This is a genomic window from Serratia microhaemolytica (genome assembly GCF_004011885.1).
Lineage (GTDB): Bacteria > Pseudomonadota > Gammaproteobacteria > Enterobacterales > Enterobacteriaceae > Serratia_G > Serratia_G microhaemolytica.
Map to the genome: position 1 here is coordinate 12,684 of NZ_SBEF01000038.1, position 16,720 is coordinate 29,403.

Annotated in this window: 14 protein-coding genes, 2 tRNA genes and 2 pseudogenes; 4 read left to right on the forward strand and 14 right to left on the reverse strand. The window is 49.4% G+C overall.

The features are described 5' to 3' along the window. Window positions 1-158: 158 nt before the first annotated feature. Entirely contained in the window at window positions 159-2,294 is a 2,136-nt protein-coding gene (locus EOJ37_RS11765) for an alkyl/aryl-sulfatase (protein ID WP_206194054.1), read from the reverse strand. 46 nt (window positions 2,295-2,340) lie between these two features. Then, complete coding sequence (locus tag EOJ37_RS11770; RefSeq protein WP_127960106.1) at window positions 2,341-3,150, reverse strand: porin family protein; 810 nt, start codon at window positions 3,148-3,150, stop codon at window positions 2,341-2,343. 653 nt (window positions 3,151-3,803) lie between these two features. Here EOJ37_RS11770 and malQ point away from each other — a divergent pair. Both malQ and EOJ37_RS14440 read left to right on the forward strand, forming a co-directional pair. After that, window positions 3,804-5,909 carry a 4-alpha-glucanotransferase gene (gene malQ, locus EOJ37_RS11775; protein ID WP_127960107.1) on the forward strand — a complete coding sequence of 702 codons (2,106 nt, stop codon included), beginning with the start codon at window positions 3,804-3,806 and terminating at the stop codon, window positions 5,907-5,909. A gap of 335 nt (window positions 5,910-6,244) precedes the next feature. Then, a complete protein-coding gene (locus EOJ37_RS14440; protein ID WP_155522495.1) occupies window positions 6,245-6,418 on the forward strand; it encodes a hypothetical protein in 174 nt (57 codons plus the stop codon). A gap of 51 nt (window positions 6,419-6,469) precedes the next feature. Here the strand turns inward: EOJ37_RS14440 and tcdA are convergent, their stop codons facing one another. Continuing rightward, window positions 6,470-7,288, reverse strand: a complete 819-nt coding sequence (gene tcdA, locus EOJ37_RS11780) for a tRNA cyclic N6-threonylcarbamoyladenosine(37) synthase TcdA (RefSeq protein ID WP_127960108.1) — start codon at window positions 7,286-7,288, stop codon at window positions 6,470-6,472. Window positions 7,289-7,413: 125 nt separating this feature from the next. Further along, on the reverse strand, window positions 7,414-8,490 hold the full coding sequence (gene mltA, locus EOJ37_RS11785; RefSeq protein WP_127960109.1) for a murein transglycosylase A: 1,077 nt from the start codon (window positions 8,488-8,490) through the stop codon (window positions 7,414-7,416). A gap of 224 nt (window positions 8,491-8,714) precedes the next feature. Here mltA and EOJ37_RS11790 point away from each other — a divergent pair. Next, window positions 8,715-8,791, forward strand: a tRNA-Met gene (locus EOJ37_RS11790). A gap of 165 nt (window positions 8,792-8,956) precedes the next feature. Continuing rightward, window positions 8,957-9,033: transfer RNA gene (locus EOJ37_RS11795), tRNA-Met, on the forward strand. Between the two features lie 132 nt (window positions 9,034-9,165). On the opposite strand, the gene EOJ37_RS14445 is transcribed toward EOJ37_RS11795, so the two are convergent. The 10 genes and pseudogenes from EOJ37_RS14445 to EOJ37_RS11830 all read right to left on the reverse strand — a co-directional run. Then, window positions 9,166-9,312, reverse strand: a complete 147-nt coding sequence (locus EOJ37_RS14445) for a hypothetical protein (RefSeq protein ID WP_155522496.1) — start codon at window positions 9,310-9,312, stop codon at window positions 9,166-9,168. 225 nt (window positions 9,313-9,537) lie between these two features. Continuing rightward, the gene (locus EOJ37_RS11800; protein WP_127960110.1) at window positions 9,538-9,897 is read right to left on the reverse strand and encodes a hypothetical protein; all 360 of its coding nucleotides are present in this window, start codon (window positions 9,895-9,897) and stop codon (window positions 9,538-9,540) included. Window positions 9,898-9,901: 4 nt separating this feature from the next. Further along, window positions 9,902-10,009 carry a hypothetical protein gene (locus EOJ37_RS15080; RefSeq protein ID WP_162473698.1) on the reverse strand — a complete coding sequence of 36 codons (108 nt, stop codon included), beginning with the start codon at window positions 10,007-10,009 and terminating at the stop codon, window positions 9,902-9,904. A 22-nt stretch (window positions 10,010-10,031) separates the two neighbouring features. Next, entirely contained in the window at window positions 10,032-10,553 is a 522-nt protein-coding gene (locus EOJ37_RS11805; protein WP_155522497.1) for a hypothetical protein, read from the reverse strand. Further along, window positions 10,550-11,164 (reverse strand): DUF6973 domain-containing protein, encoded by a 615-nt coding sequence (locus EOJ37_RS15085; RefSeq protein ID WP_420820637.1) that lies wholly within the window; start codon window positions 11,162-11,164, stop codon window positions 10,550-10,552. Before EOJ37_RS15085 ends, EOJ37_RS11805 begins: the two co-directional genes overlap by 4 nt. Before the next feature lie 111 nt (window positions 11,165-11,275). Next, window positions 11,276-13,063 (reverse strand): annotated as a pseudogene (locus EOJ37_RS14850) (type VI secretion system Vgr family protein); the annotation flags it as partial. A 218-nt stretch (window positions 13,064-13,281) separates the two neighbouring features. Continuing rightward, window positions 13,282-14,400 carry an AAA family ATPase gene (locus tag EOJ37_RS11815; protein WP_127960117.1) on the reverse strand — a complete coding sequence of 373 codons (1,119 nt, stop codon included), beginning with the start codon at window positions 14,398-14,400 and terminating at the stop codon, window positions 13,282-13,284. Beyond that, complete coding sequence (locus EOJ37_RS11820; protein WP_127960112.1) at window positions 14,381-15,100, reverse strand: RNA ligase family protein; 720 nt, start codon at window positions 15,098-15,100, stop codon at window positions 14,381-14,383. The genes EOJ37_RS11815 and EOJ37_RS11820 overlap by 20 nt, the downstream gene beginning before the upstream one ends. A gap of 73 nt (window positions 15,101-15,173) precedes the next feature. Continuing rightward, window positions 15,174-15,788 carry a peptide chain release factor H gene (gene prfH, locus EOJ37_RS11825; RefSeq protein WP_127960113.1) on the reverse strand — a complete coding sequence of 205 codons (615 nt, stop codon included), beginning with the start codon at window positions 15,786-15,788 and terminating at the stop codon, window positions 15,174-15,176. After that, window positions 15,785-16,576, reverse strand: a pseudogene (locus EOJ37_RS11830) (RNA ligase RtcB family protein); the annotation flags it as partial. The pseudogene EOJ37_RS11830 and the gene prfH, both read right to left, overlap by 4 nt. Window positions 16,577-16,720: the final 144 nt, after the last annotated feature.

The window sequence follows — 16,720 nt, forward strand, 5'->3', positions numbered from 1 at the left end:
TGCCAGTAGCCTCCAAGAGCCGCATCGCCCGAATACATAGGCGCTAAATCAGCGATCACGCAGCGTACAGACCCCAAGCGCGCAAAAAGCGGCGGTCGGGGTCTGTGATAACGTTAACAGCGTGCTAACAGGTTCCTCTCTGACTCATTCCTCTGCGATTAATCTTCTTCCGTGGTATAGATGACATACTCAAACGGTTTTGCATCGTAGCGTGGTGCGCTGTTATTCCTGTTCGCAGAGGCTGGTGTTGGCGCAGCATTGACTGTGCCTGGCATCATCTCAAAGTTTGGCGTAAATACCACCATCAGGCTCTTTAACTGCTCATAAGCCGAACGGTCACCGTCAAATTTCGCTTTACCTTGTTCCTCGAGTGCTTCAAATGAGGTGATCCCCATCATCACACCGTTCAAATCAGCACGATCCACCGTGATAGTTAACGTTGGGTTTTTCGCTTGATAATCAGCAATATTTGTTAGTGTTGCGTTGCTCATCTCTAACAGGAACTTCTCATTGTTATCTGGAGTGATCAGATTAATCGTGAAGTTCATGCCGTCAGCACGGCGGCTGTCCATACTGATACCCAGGAAATCGAGCCAGAGTGCGGTAGGCAATGCTCGGATCACATCCGGTCCAGTTGGTCTTGGCGCTAACCCTTGTGGTAAGCCAGATCGCAACTCATAGGCTGCCTGGAGGAAGCTGTTACGCACTCCCGTGCTCTCCTTTTGGTAACCCAGTTGTTCAAAGGCATCCGCCAGTAGATTTCTTGCTTCCTGATTCTGTGGTTCGGCATAGACCAACTTATTCAGGATCTCCGTTGCTTCCAGGTATTTTCCCTGTTCATTAAGCTGCTTAGCTTTCGCAATGATCTTTGCAGCGCCACCCATCATCTCAACGTAGAGTGGTGCTGAATCGCGCGGAGAGAGCGGTACTAACGTGGTAGGGTTGCCATCCCAGTAACCGAGATAGCGGTTGATAATGCCGCGTGTGTTGTGTCCCTCAGAGCCGTGGTAACTCCTTGCCGCCCATTGGCGCTGTAAGCTGGGGGGGGCCTGATAAACATTGTGGATCTCATTGATCGTCACGCCCTGATTGGCATAATGCAGCACCTGGTTATTCATGTTGGCATACATGTCGCGCTGTGCACGCATCACTTCTTGCACGCGCTCTTTGCCCCAACGCGGCCAGCTATGAGAGGCAAACATCACTTCCACATCATCACCAAATTTGTACAGTGCTTTGTTGATGTGTTTCGACCAGTTCAAGGCGTCACGTACCTGAGCACCACGCAAGGTGTAAATATTGTGGATGGTGCCTGTGATATTCTCGGCAGCCCAGAAGGCTTTAAATTGTGGGAAGTAGGTGTTCATCTCTACCGGTGCTTCGGTATCGGGGGTATTTTGGAACACCATAGTGACACCATCGATGGTCACTTCTTCAAAATCTTTGCTAATGAATTTGTTGGGTGCGATCAAACCGGTATTACCGTTAGCAATATTCTTACCAATCGCTTGGTCAACGTGCCCAAATGGGTTACGGGCCAGTAACACACCGTATTGATATTGAACTCGTCTCGCCATCGCATTGCCGGCAAACACGTTTTCCGCAATCGCTTCGCGCATGAAACCTTCCGGCGCGATCACTGGCACTTTGCCACTCACCACATCCTGTTCATCGACCACACCGCGTACTCCACCAAAGTGGTCAACGTGGGTATGGGAGAAGATCACGGCAACCACCGGGCGCTTACCCAATTTCTCATTGGCAAATGCCAGCGCGGCAGCAGCCGTCTCTTTGGCCGTCAAGGGATCAAAAATGATCCAACCAGTATCACCTTTAATCAGCGTCATGTTAGCCAAGTCAAAACCACGGATCTGATAGATACGATCCGGTACCACTTCATACAGGCCATAAGCCATATTGAGGACTGCCTGCCGCTGTAATGAGGGGTGAATGCTAGTGAAATCCTTACCTTCCAGCAGGAATTGATAGCTGCCGATATCCCAGGCGACATGCCCTGCATCCGCCATGATCTTGGTAAACTCAGGTTTGGCAATAAATCCCTTTTTCGACTCTTCAAAATCCCTTGCGTCTTCGAATGGCAACGATTTTTTCAGGCTTTCATGCAGTGCCAAGGTGTGTTTGGAAGGCGGTTTGCCTTGTGGGTGGAAATGCTGGTGGCTATTTCCATGTCCATGATCAGCATGAACCGCTCCACCACCGGCAGCATGGGCAAACATAACGCTATTGGCTGCAAAGATGATGGCAGTAACTGTTGCAATCTTACTTAATTTCATAACGATAACCTTAAAAACAGACTTGTTGATATGTTGGGGGTTCTCGCTACCAAACAATGCCAACCCCAAGATAAAATCCCGATGTTTCAACATCATAAATAAATCCATCTTTCTCATAGTCGATCGAGATATAGCGATAACCCGCCTTACCAATCACCCCTGGTGTGAAGGCATAGTTCACACCACCGAGTAACTGCCAAGTAGGTGATGAGCCGAATGCCGCGCCACCCAGATCGGCATAACCGACTACGCTCCATTGCTGATCAAAGTGGTGCGTTACCCGCACGCCCATGTAGGGATCAACCCAACGCTCACTATCAGCAAATTTACGCGACACGCTATTGGGCAGCAGTGGTGAAGAGAGGTTTGCATCCACGTTCCAGCGCACCGAGTTAAGCCGCAGCCCAGCGAGCGCATCCAATGTGGTAATCCCCTCTATCGCGCGGTAATAACCGGCTACCGCATACTGCTGCTGGGTAACGCGGCCATCAGCCGAGAGATCAGCCAGGCCGTTCGGGGTCGAAAGTGAACCATCATCAGAAACGCGTAGATAAATGGCATCCAGCAATATCCCCCACTGGTTGTAACGTGCTTCAAACGCCGCCATACCAGCAATATCCATGTTGCTCCAAATATCTGAGAAACTTTGATCAAACGACTGCCCATTGCCCGGGCCACCAGCCAAGCCAAAAGTTCCGCTCTGTCCTACTGCCCAAACATAGGGAGTAAACTCATAACGCCATTGGCTGTCATTCGTGCCGTTGACTGCCGCTTGGGCAACAGGGATGAATGAACTGAGCCCTAAAATCAACGTCAAACCAGCGATTTTTTGACGATAATTTTCTTTATTTTTCATCTGACTTTTCCTTCTTTCCTCTTGAGGCCAATCGGGTTGATAACTCAGTAACTGCAACTTGGAGGTTAAACAGGGCAAATATGTCTCTGGTCGAGACATCCGCTACAGACCGTGTTGGAAATATTCATTAGTCAATTGATTTAACTGATAGAAGATCATCAACACTATTCTGTGATAACTGGATGTATATCTGATACTTAAATAAAAATGGCATTGAAAACATATCATTATTAAGTACAGATAGTTAGATTAGCTAATTGACGATTATTTGCGGCCGTATTTTGTAAAAATTACACACTGAAATTACAGTCTAGAATATATTTGCGTAACTGCAAGGAAGCGGCTATTCAGAGCAGAACAGTGAAATAGATAAAATAAAAATTTACTCATTTTCATTGCTTTAAAAATATTAAACTCAACCTAAATTAAAGCAACGATTTGATTAACAAACCATTACATCGTTAGCAGTGGCGGTAAATGGTGAGTGGTAAATGGTAAGTGGTGACAGTAAATAGCTCACTGCCAGTTTGGATACCAACAGCATTCAGTACCTAACAATTTCGAGCACAGGCAACGGAAAAAATAGCAACCACAATAGCGCTCATCGTATAGGCGCTAAATCTCACGGCAACGTTGGGGGTAAGGGCAACACTATGCACGCCGACACTGATCAACTCGCAACCGAGGCTGGCATCGCCAGCAATTACCTGAATACGCACGGCGAATGGCAGAGCATTGCCCCTGCTACACGCCACAAGTTGCTCGCTGCAATGCAATTCACTGATTCATCTGCCACCACAACGGCCCGTTCTGAGGCACCACTGGCAAGAGTAAAAATTGTGCGCCATGCCACACCCATCACGATAGCGGTGAGCGGTTCTGGTGAGTATCAGTGGCAACTGCAACTGGAAACTGGCGTTGTTCTACACGGCAGCATCGGTGCTGGCGACACACTCAAGCTGGCAGACGATCTACCATTGGGCTATCACCAGCTACAGCTTCATCAAGGCGAGCAACAGTGGTGCTGCCGGTTGATTATCACGCCACACCGCTGCTATCAACCGCGTGTACTGGCACAGGGTGCCAGAGTGTGGGGCACTACTATTCAGCTCTATACGCTGCGTTCAGCACGTAACTGGGGCATTGGCGATTTTGCCGATCTGCGCAGCCTGATCGGGCAATTGGCTCCGCGCGGTGCCGCTTTTGTCGGCATTAATCCGATCCATGCGCTCTATCCAGCCAGGCCAGAAAATGCCAGCCCTTACAGCCCATCGTCACGCCGTTGGCTCAATATGCTCTATATTGCCGTTGATGAGGTCGAAGCATTTCAACATAGCAAACAGGCACAACAGTGGTGGCAACAACCGGCAATACAACGGCAGTTAGCCCAATTACGCCAAAGTGACTGGGTCAACTACACTGCTGTGATGGCGTTGAAGTTACAGGCGCTGAAACTGGCTTTTGCCCACTTTCAGGGCAGTGAAACCCTGTTGATCCAACAAGCCGCATTTGCCGAATTTGTGCAACAGGGCGGCATCGAGTTGCATCGACAGGCCACATTTGATGCTCTGCAAGCCACACTGATCAGCCAGAACAGTCAGTTTCAAGGCTGGCAAAGCTGGCCTGACGATTACCGCCACTACCACAGTGCAGCAGTAGCGACCTTCTGCCAGCAACAGGCTGAACAGATCCGCTTCTACCAGTGGCTACAGTGGCTGGCAGTACAACAACTCACTGCCTGCGCTCAATTGTGCCAACAGCAACAAATGTCGATTGGCCTCTATGGTGATCTGGCGGTAGGCGTCGCCGCTGACAGCGCCGAAACCTGGAGCGATAGCCAACTCTACTGCCTGCAAGCTTCAATCGGTGCTCCGCCCGATCCACTCGGCCCGTTGGGGCAAAACTGGCAGTTGCCGCCCGTCAATCCACAGGTGTTAACGACTCGCGCTTATCAACCCTTCATTGATTTGCTACGTGCCAACATGGCCTACTACGGTGCGTTGCGCATTGACCATGTCATGGCGTTACAACGTTTATGGTGGGTGCCCGCTGGTGAGCATGCTGATCAGGGGGGATATGTTCACTATCCGTGTGATGACCTGCTAGCACTGCTGGCACTGGAGAGTCAACGCCAGCAGTGCATGGTGATTGGTGAAGATCTCGGCACGGTGCCGGCAGAAATGCGCGACAAACTGCATCAGGCAGGTATTTACACCTATAAAGTGCTCTACTTTGAACATGACCATGCGGCGCAATTCCGCACGCCAGCCGATTACCCACCACAGGCGTTTGCGACGCTGACCACACACGATCTGCCGACACTGTATAGTTATTGGCAATCTGATGACTTAACACTGGGTGAACGCTTGGGGCTATACCCCGATGGTGAAAAATTCGCCCAGTTACAGCTTCAGCGCGAACAGCTAAAGCAGGGGTTGCTCTCCGCGCTGCAACAGCACGGCTATTTAGATCACAATAGTGATCGCGACTGCATTGAGCCCCCCCTGCTCAACACTACCGCAATGAGCGCACAACTTAGCCAAGCGCTGCACTGCTATCTTGCCGATAGCCAAGCTGCATTATTGGGGTTGCAGCCTGAAGACTGGATCGGCATGGTAATACCGGTCAATATTCCCGGCACCGACTATCAATATCCAAACTGGCGGCGCAAACTGAGTATGACATTGGAAGCGTTATTTAATCACTGGCAGGTTAATCAGTTACTGCAAGCTGTCGCGCTACGACGACAACAGCGATGAACTGAACCTGGTGGAATGGTCAAGATATGCAGCAGTTCGAAAGCAGATCACATCCAGGGAGCAAGCAACCTCGGCATCCCTTGCCCCCCGGTTGTGACCACTATCCGCTGGTCAAGTGTTGATCTTTAGCACCCAGATCCGACACCTGACTAACAGCAGTGCCTCACTTAATGTAATGTCCTCAGTGTGATGAGTCTGTATGCAACAACAGGCGTCATCGGTTGCTGGACAATAGGCACTTTCACCACGCGTTTGCATCATTCCCAGATTTATGGCGCTAACCTGCGGACATAACAGATGGAATGAGCATCGACTGGCAGAATAAAGCAATCTGTATGCCAACAATCGAAATCCATCAATTATTTAATCAACAAATTGATTTAAAAAATAAAAATAATAACAACCTGATCGCCTGTGGTAACCAGCAGCGCATCATCTTTCGGGGCTGTCTCTCTGAAACGACGCAATCAGCAACAGCAGCACTGATATTTTATCAATCAAATCGTTAGATGTATCAGATTGACGACAGCCGAACATCGCCAGTCTGTGAGCACCGCCAATCACTTTGGCTGGTCTGGATTGCGTGCCGCTTTGGCTAGCATCTTCTTCAGTACATGTGCGACGGCAACAAAACCAAAACTGGCCGTCACCATCGTGACCGCACCAAAACCACTGTTACAGTCCATACGATTCGAGCCCTGTGTGCTGCTGCGTGACGCACAGACTGAACCGTCCGGCTGTGGGTAAACCAGCGGCTCACTGGAGAAAACACAGTCGATGCCTAACTTGCCTTTGCTGCTCTTTACCAAGTTGAAATCCCGTTTTAATCTGGCTCGTAACTTGGCTGCCAGCGGGTCTTGTACCGTTTTCGCCAAATCAGCGACACCAATCCGGGTTGGGTCGATCTGCCCACCCGCACCACCAATAGTGATCACCGCAATTTTCTGCCGCCGGCAATAGGCCAACAGTGCAGCCTTGGATTGCACACTGTCAATTGCATCAATTACATAGCTGAAACTCTTCCCCAGTAGTTGGGCCACATTATCGGGAGTGATGAAGTCATCAACACAATGCACTTGGCACTCTGGGTTGATCGCCAAAATACGTTCAGCCATCACACTGGTTTTTGGCTGGCCAATGTGTTGGCGCAGCGCATGGATCTGGCGATTGGTATTGGTGATGCAGAGATCATCCATATCGATCAGTGTGATTGCGCCAATGCCACTTCTTGCCAGTGCTTCCGCCACCCATGATCCCACTCCGCCGATACCGATGACACAGACATGAGCCTGAGCAAATAACGCCAGCGCCGGCTGACCATATACCCGCGCAACGCCAGAAAAACGCTGCAAATAGGCGTCTGAATAGGGAACACTCATTTTAATTTCATTACCTTATCATTGTTGCCAAGGGGTTCACTCCGAATAGCAATACCACAATGACCCGTTAATCTGTTCGGTAGCTAACCTGTTGCTATGTTTGCGCCATCGTCTGATACGGCAGCTCAAGTCTGATTGGGTTGCAACACCCAGACGCGGCCGTAATGGTTATAGTAACCGGCCACATGACCCGCTTCCTCACCAATACCTTGATAGATATCAAAATGATGGCCTTTGATTGCACCACCGATATCCAGTGCCACCATCAGGCGCAGTTGATATTTGCCGGTAAATTTACCTTGGTTATCGATCAGTGGCACCTCTGCCAATAAAGTGGTGCCAGGCGGGATTAATAGCCTGTCTGCCGCTACCGCTGTTTGAGCCACTAACGGCACGGAACTGGCCCCTCGTACTGGTGCAAAATCCTGTGGCTGAAAGAAGACAAAAGATGGATTCTGCTCCAACAGCTTGCGTACCTCCTGCTCAGTTTGACCATCAGCCCACTGACGGATTGCCTGTAGTGAAATCTGCTGTGCGGCAACTTCACCCCGTTCCACCAAGATACGCCCGATGCTGCGATAAGGATGACCATTCTTGCCAGCATAAGCAAACAGCACCAGTGGTTCATCGTCACCGAAATTGACATAACCACTGCCTTGTACCTCCATGATAAAGTTATCCATCAAAGAGTTGCTGTAAGCGATGATATGCTGCTGGCCCAACGCGCCGGCATAAATGTCGGCACGCTGAGGTAATGCCAGCTCTGCCGCCGGTTTCGCGTATAACGGGTAACGAAACTCCCCCTGTGCAACACGCCGTGCCTGCACCACAGGGGTGTAGTAACCGGTAAAATGGACATTACCGTATTGATCGGCTCCCGCCATCTGGTAGGCCATCAAACCAGACTGGTTTAACTGCCGCACATCACCACCGGCTGCTAACCAACGTTCTACCGCTTGATAGGTGACACTATGTTGCTTAAACAGTGCTGGCGCTGCTGATTGGATCTCGGCAAGTTGAGCAGTGTAATCGTTTGGATTACTAAGTAAATCCTGCACGTTAGGCTGCCTAACCGATACCAGCGGCTGACTGAAGTGCCCATCTTTGTACTGCTGCCCCTGCCCAGTAGGTTTTGAGGTACAGGCGATCAAAACTGCGATCATCATCCCAGCAGATAACCATCGCCGCCAACGTTGTTGCATAAGTGACTCTCTGTAGAAACTGTTGTTGCGCCAAGTTACTTAAAATAGTAGCGGCTAGCAACCATGTGCTATCGCTATCCCCACTGTTCCCCCGCTGTTAGCCAGCGAGCAGGTAAAAATATAAATTGTGACCACATTTCAATAGAAAAATGCCACCCAATAAATTATCTGCAAATAAAGGTTTGCAAAAAATCCTATCGCGTGTATAGTGCGCACCCATCGGACGCGGGGTGGAGCAGCCTGGTAGCTCGTCGGGCTCATAACCCGAAGGTCGTCGGTTCAAATCCGGCCCCCGCAACCAACGTCGTTCAAGCGTTGTTGGCATTTGCTGTAGACTGGTTGTTTACTCTCCGCTGTAGCGGTGTAGATGTTAACCATCGGCTGTTCAATAGCAGTTGTCGATGTAACAGACCGATAAATGATAAATGTAGTGCGACCGATACGGTCACAGTGTTATCAAGACAGGCGCGGGGTGGAGCAGCCTGGTAGCTCGTCGGGCTCATAACCCGAAGGTCGTCGGTTCAAATCCGGCCCCCGCAACCAATCTTGATAACATTTTTTCGAAATCAAATGCTATTTCCTTTGTTGTCAAACAACTCATTTACCCCCTGAAGCTGTGACTTTGCTAAAAGCAAGTCAATATCCTGAGTTCCAATAGTTACCCCTATTAATCAACTACGATACTTCAATAATATTCTCTATTTTCAATGTGTTAATTACCTTTCTTGCAACATCGCAGACGACCGGGATCACCCCGATAGCCGCAGCCAGAAAGTCGAGTGTGTCTTCCGCTTCGGCAAAGCCTTTAATATCGCCTGCCACTTTGGATTGGTTAAAAGCCTATCCGGTGGCAGGTGCTGACAGCGTAGAAACTACAGGGCAAGAACACGAATGTTTATTGACCAGAAATCGCATAAAAAAAGACCACTGCAGAGCATTAAACGCATAAATCTGGTTCCAGACAGGTCATGTATGACTACACACTGACCGCGTTGGTTAAAATTTATGCATCCATGCGATTACCCTGGCGGGGATTACTTTTACTTATTAATCATCCTGATAACGCTTATCCTGAATAATGTAAGGCTCTGCAACATCCTCCCACACCACCGCTGCCATTTTTTGCCATTCGGTTGGGTTTTGTTGCTTCACAAGATACTCCCTGATTAATTTAACGGCTTTGTTAAAGTCCTTTTTATCTAACTCAACAAATGAATAAAATTTTAGGTATTCACCTTCTTCTGGTTTTATCACCTCATGCAGCTTAGGGTATTCAGGCAAAAAAACTGCATCTAGCAGATCTCCAAAGGCATCCCAATAACCCCCATTAACAAAGCCCCCAGTCCTTTGAAAATTACTTTCTCTTTGCCCATTATCATTCCAACCGATAAACAGACTCGCCCCCATACTATCACCTCATAATAATAATTTTATCTCGCTGTACTGTAGGCAGTGTTTTTATATAATCCATGAATATTTTTTGGTTAGCAGGCGTTAGCACCCTAAAGTCAACAGGCACGAAGCAAACGATAACAGTAATGCTATCTAATCATTTGTTGTTGATTATTTGGGTTGATTTCATATAAGACCATATGGTTAGCACCATCGTTAGTGTATTTTTTTATTATTACACGCACATCAGCATTATCAGGAGTTAAGCGATAATAACCAATGTCGCTGTTATTGTAATTAAATTTATCAAATAAAAATCTAATGTTTTTATGTTGAGCTGGATTATCTGGCATTGGGAAAAGCTCATGATAATAAACGATTTTATTTTCATGAATGGCAATCAGCTTATCACCAATGTCCTGATAAATATTATAAGGTGCTGCTATCTTTTCTCTGATGTAACTCTGGCTAACATTTGGGAATATATAAATAAAATCCCATTTCCCTAATGGAAGCGAGTTAAAGCTTATTATACATTCATCATGTTCAGTACAATTGGATTCAATAAGTTTAATTAGACTAATTTTAATATCCATGTTTTTTTCCTCATAACAACCGGATAATGCTAACAGAATGCAAAAAAAACTTATAGCCATTAGGTGTAGCTTCATTTAGGCCTCCCGTTCTCATTGAGTTCATCATAGTATGATTTTAAATATTCATACTTTTCTTTTATAATCAACCTCTTTTCAAGCAGAAATTTCTCTTGCTTATTTTTTGTGACTACATATAGGCCATTTTTGAAAAAATCATCTAGTACAAGTAAAGAAAGTTCTTGCATGTTTTTATTTTTATTGCTTTCGCCAATGTTACGACCAATTATATTGTTCATTAAATCAGCGGACTGGTCAGCTTCTGCCATTGTATCGAACAATCTGCTTGAGCTTAAGTGTGCATTAGGATTAACTTCATGAGCATCACCGGCTTCTTTTGCAATTTCTTTCCCATAGGTACTTGTAATAGCTGCTTGCCAGATGGTGTGTCGGAATGCATTCACCTCGGTACCTTCTGTACTGCCATTGTCCTGATGATATTGCAATACATATTTTCCCGTTCCGGAACTAGCGAAGCGATGTGCTATGGTTGAAATGTTATTCTTACCTTTGTCAATGCTCCCTATATGATAAGCTGCGATCGGGTGTCTTAATGAAAATAACACTTCCTTGTGTGTCGGTTCATAATCCTGATATTTAATATCATCAACGAGTTCCTGTCTCTGCATCTCGTTAGAGTTAATCAAGACAATTTTACCATTGATGGTGATGCCACTTTCGCTCAGTTGGATCACCGAATCGCCAATGTTGATGATGATGCAGTCCGGTTTGAGCACAATTTGGCTTTTGCCCACTCCGAATGCGATGCTCTGGTCGGCAACAAATACCTGATGGCCGGAGCTGGCTTCACCCTGGCTGGCAGCCACAGCAACGTGCAGGCTGTCGGCGTTGATGGTTTTCGCCTTGGCGATCTGCTCGCTGAGCGCGCCGCTGGCGACCACTTTGCTGTCGTTGCCTTTTTGCACCTCAATGTGGCGGTGACCTTCGGTCAGGGTGGTGTGTTGGTGACCGGTAATGGTCTCGGTATGGTTAGCGCCGACTTCGGTGACGCGGTTGTTCAGCACTTGGGTGGTCATGTCGCGCTGGGCACGCAGGAACAGGCCCTCCCTGCCTTTAGCATCTTCAAAGCGCAGTTCGTTGTAGCCTTCGCCTTTGTGGGTTTTGCTGCGCAATACCATCTGGGTTTTTGCCATCGGCAGTTTCAGCGCGGCGCGGTTGACTGCATGATAGGTGCGGCCGGTGACCATCGGTTGATCCGGGTCGCCGTGCAGGAAGTGGATCACCACTTCTTGACCAACGCGCGGGATGGCGATCATGCCCCAGCCTTATCCTGCCCACGGCTGGCTGACGCGGATCCAGCATGAGCTGTGGTCGTCGCTGTTGCCGTAGCGATCCCAACGGAACTGCACGCGGATGCGGCCATGTTCATCGCAGAAGATCTCTTCGTTGCCGGGGCCAACCACGTTGGCCAGATGTGGCCCGTCGATGACCGGTTTCGGCAGTGGCGTTGGCCGCCAGGTTTGGCTACGCGGGATAAATTGGAACTCGGTATTGAGGTGGGTGCCTTGCTCGCCGGCTTCTTGTTCCATGGCTTGCGGCTGTTGGCCGCTGTGGCGGGTGGCGATCAGTTGCCAGTCGCCGTTCAGGTCAGCGCGCGGGTGCTGGCTCAGCGTCAGGAGAATGCCAGGTTGCAGGCGGAAGTCGTTGCTGGTGCCGCGCCCCAAGCGGGCGTCGTTGCGCAGCGCTTCCAGCCGGTAGCGGGTGAAGTCTTCACCGTGCTGCTGATCTTTGAAGCGAGCAGGAAAATCAAACTGTTGGTAACTGCGACGCTGAGCGATTTCACCGCTGGCCTGTTGGCTGAATGTCGCATCCCAGCGTGGGTTTTTGAAGGTGTAATCTTTCAGTTGCACCTCCGCCGGGCGCACTTGAGCGCTACAAATCAGGCTGTTGACGCACAACTCGTTGGCTTGTGCCGCGACATTCGGGTTGTACGGCAGGCTGGCTTTTTTCCGGATGATGCCGCAGTCATCGGCAAACACTACGGTATGGCGGCCCTGGTTGAACTCAAAATAGAAGAAGATGCCCTCTTCGGCGGCCAGGCGCTGGATAAACGCGAGGTCACTCTCTTGGTACTGCACGCAGAATTCGCGTGCCGGGTGCGGGTGGCGTAGGCCGAAGGCGTAGTCGACGATTTGCGCTTCGCGCAGCAGTGTGCTGATGATCTGTTCGATGGTCTCAAGCTGGAAGATGCATGAGTTACGGCGCAAGCCCAAACGCCACAGGCTGGGGCGCACGGACATGCGGTAGCGGGTTTGCTGGAAGCCGCTGTCGCCCTGTTGAAAGCAGGTGACGATGCCGGAAACCGCGCGTTGTAGCACGCCGTCGCGCCAGACCGAGAGTGTGGCACCGCGATCGAGCACCGCATCAAAATCAACCGCCGGGTTGCGGCTGGCGAGGTTAAGTTCCAGTTCAAACAGCGAGGAGTCGTGTTCGTGCAGGGTGAAATCGACCACCGCGAAGCTGCCAGCCGGTTGGCCACCGGCGCTGAGGGTGAATTGCAATCCACTGGCTTGAGTGCGCATGTTCACATTCCCTGTTCTGAAGCAATCGGTTAAATAAGATTGTCAGATTAAAGCAAGTAGCCATCGAGAAAGAAAGAGCTTTTTCACTCGATGTTAGTGTCGAGCTGGGTATTAACACTCATGCCCTGTCCCACTGACATTGCAGCAGGCTCAGCGTTAAAGCTAAAGGTCGCGCCAACCACAAATGCCACCTCATATAGAAGCTACTGCGCCGACTGGACATGTAACTCTATCTCATGTGCTTCATCCGCTTGCGGGATCTCCAACTTACCTAGCATCTGGTTCATCGCCTGCTGCGGCACGCTGTGTTGCCGCTTAGCATTCTGCTGTAACCACTGCGCATAAGGTACTTCTAAATAAACAATTTTTACTCTGGCATGGTAAGCAATAAATAGCTCAATCAGTTGGCTACGCAGTTGACGTGTAATGTTAGTCGCATTCCAGATAAACGGTTCACCACGGCGCAATAATACCCGCGCCTGCTGTTTCGCTTGTTGCACTACCCAACCTGTCGCCTGTTTGTCGGTCGGGGACAGCCGATGTTGACGACGGATATCATCCAAACTGATACACGCCATTCCCGCAGCGTGACGTGCAATGTAGTGATCTTTGCCCATCCCTGGCAAGGCACATAACAGGGTCACCTCACTGGCAAACTGCTCATACGGCACAAAATCAGGGCTGGCCGCTGGGTGTGTTAAATAATGGTAGCGTTGATATTGACTGCCGAATGGACGTGCTTCGCCCCAACACTGCTGCTCCTGGCAAAATAGTTCAAACAGTTCGATATTTTCCAGTAACATCGCCTGATCTTCACAATCACGCCCCATCGCATCGGCTCGAGCCAACATCGCCAATAAACGCGTATCCAGCCGTAATGCCGTAGAGAGTAGTGCCCGCTCCGGTGAAGGACGCGTCATGATCCACTGTGGTAAGCCATGAAAACGCACTAACGCAGCGATCTGTTCACGGAGCTGAAACGGGGTGGCAATATCCCGATACAGCAGAGTGCGCGTGGTGATCTCGCCCCGCTTCGCGTGCTGTGGAGAACGCACCCGCCCATCACTATCAATCTGCGTTGTGCTGCGTTTTTCCACATCATGCAGTAATGCTGCCGCCCATAACAACTCTTGCTGCTGTGGCGGCAATGCGGCAAATTCAGTCAACTCATGCAATGCGTTCAATACTCGCTGCGTGTGAATAGCCACACTACCTTCAGCGTGATGGTAAGGATCTTGGACAACCTGATGCATGTCAGCTACCCAGCGAAACTGCTGTGCCAGACTTTCCCACTGCTTTTCTTTAGTCAGGCACCACATGATGCTCTCCTTGTCGATATTCATGTACTAAGCGTGCCCGTTGCCAGTTCACCCGCCAGTGACGGTCGGTTTTAACGTGATTGTGACGGACATATTTAAAAACTTGCCGGGAAAAATCAGCAACTGGAAATTCTGCAGCATTGCGGCTAACAATACCTTCCATCGTGCAGGGCAAACCGTTATTGATATCATGCGGCATAAAGCTGCCACACGTTGATGCCTGCGCTATGATGGCTAAACGATATTCTTCTGCTGTAATCACTGGCTGACTCAGGGTTATCTCTGGCACACAGCTAAAATCAAACAGTGCTGCATAGAATTTAACCTCCTCCCAGCTTAGCCAGTGATCCTTGTAACGTACTGCAAATAGATAGAATGTCTGTTCCAAAGCGTGATACTCAATCGAGTGAACCGCATAGAGGTTTTCACCAAATAGCTCAATCTCGCCTAAATCATTTTTAATCTGTTGCCAACGCTGACGGATTTGACGTGTCCATGCCGAATCAGTTGGTGCGGCATGAGAGCGGGCAAATACACCATATCGGTTCAGGCAGTTGTTTTCACCATCAAGCTTTTCGGTATGTATTAATTTGTCGATTGCCTGAATATTTTGCCAATAATTTTTATTAATCCGATCATCACTGGTTGTGCCCGGTGAAAAAGGATAATGGTAAGTTCGACCATATTTTCGCTGTAGTTCCATAATGTAGTTCCATAATATTTTTTCTTGTTAGATACCACCGACTGCGTCTGAAGCCGGTGGTTATCATGGAGTATCAGCAAGGAGTAAATTCTTTGCCTCTAAATATACGCTGTGGCGATCCGCGTGCGATTTGATGATGAAACATCCGCCGTTGAGCGCGCTGCTGTGCAGAGAGCTGTTGTTGTTGCTGCTCTAATCGGTGAGCAATCAATAACAGTGCCAAACGTTTATTGGCGTGTTGACTGCGCTCGGTTTGCACTTTAACGCTGATCCCACTGGCGAGATGCGTAGCACGAATCGCCGACTCCGTTTTGTTGACGTGCTGTCCCCCCGCTCCCGAGGATTTTGAGCTCTGAAACCGGATTTCACTCTCTGGCAGCAGCGTTGCGGCACGGTAACGAGCTACGCCAATAAACCAATTTTTTCTACTGCCTTTGGTACGCCAGGGGCTGTCGCAGATCCACTGTACTGTTCCACACCACTGTGCGGCCAGCAACTCAGCGTTGGCACCCTCAAGCGTTAGCAGCACTGAGCGCAGTGTCGCCGGACGCCGCCCCGGTTCAGACTCTATTTCACGCAATACGACTTTCATTGCCGCAGCTTCACGCTGTAGATGACGTAATGCCAGGCTGACCGCCAGACAGCACTCGTCAGGGCCATGGGCGGCGGAAATCTGTAATAACATCATTCGCGCCTCCCACTTGTTTTGTAAGTCAGTAGCGGTTTTAACCGTGCCAGTACCATAATCAGTCCCGCCTGTTGCAACGCACCAATGACGCTATCAATCGGTTTGTAAGCTTCCGGGGCTTCCTGATAGATCAATTGCCGATCGCGGCAGATCACCCGGCTGCCAAAGCGTGTTCTGCTTAGCTGTTCAACCGAAAAACGATTGGAAAGCCGATCTTTACACTCAGAGCGCTGCCATTTGCGCCCCGCACCGTGTGCCAAAGAGTACAAACTGCTAGCACTGGGTAGTGGCTGTACGATATAGCTGTGATCTCCGCGTGAACCGGGGATCACCACCATACCTTGATCTGCCGGGGTTGCGCCTTTACGGTGTATCCAACCGGAAATGCCGTTGATCGTGGCTGGAGCCAGAAAATTATGCGCGAGATCCAGCAGACAATCGCCTGAAATGCCCAGTCGTTTAAAGATACGTTGGGCAATCAATTGGCGGTTGAGTGTGGCAAAATCCAATGCTTGCTGATGTTGATGAAGATACGCTTGTGCCTGTTCGCTATCTGCCAATAGGCCATGATGGCCAAAGCGTTCAACGTGTTGCTGCAGAATAGCCTGGCCAAGACCGCGTGAGCCACTGTGTACCAGTAGCATCAGCCGCTTTTTATTAACCGTTACGTCCGGTTGATAGATCTCGTCGATCTGCAACAATTCGGCAAAGTGATTACCCCCTCCCAGGGTACCCAACGCATCAGCATAACCACACAATCCCGGTGCCAAATCAGCCAGTTCTGTTTCAGCCAGCGGGGTATCTATCTTAGTGATCCCCTCATTTCTATAAACTCAAATAATGCCAAGTGTGCGGGTATATAATCGATGCTGCCTCAGGTAATAAGTAAATTTCTCCATCAACAATGTTGCGTAGGTTTCTTTCATTTTGGG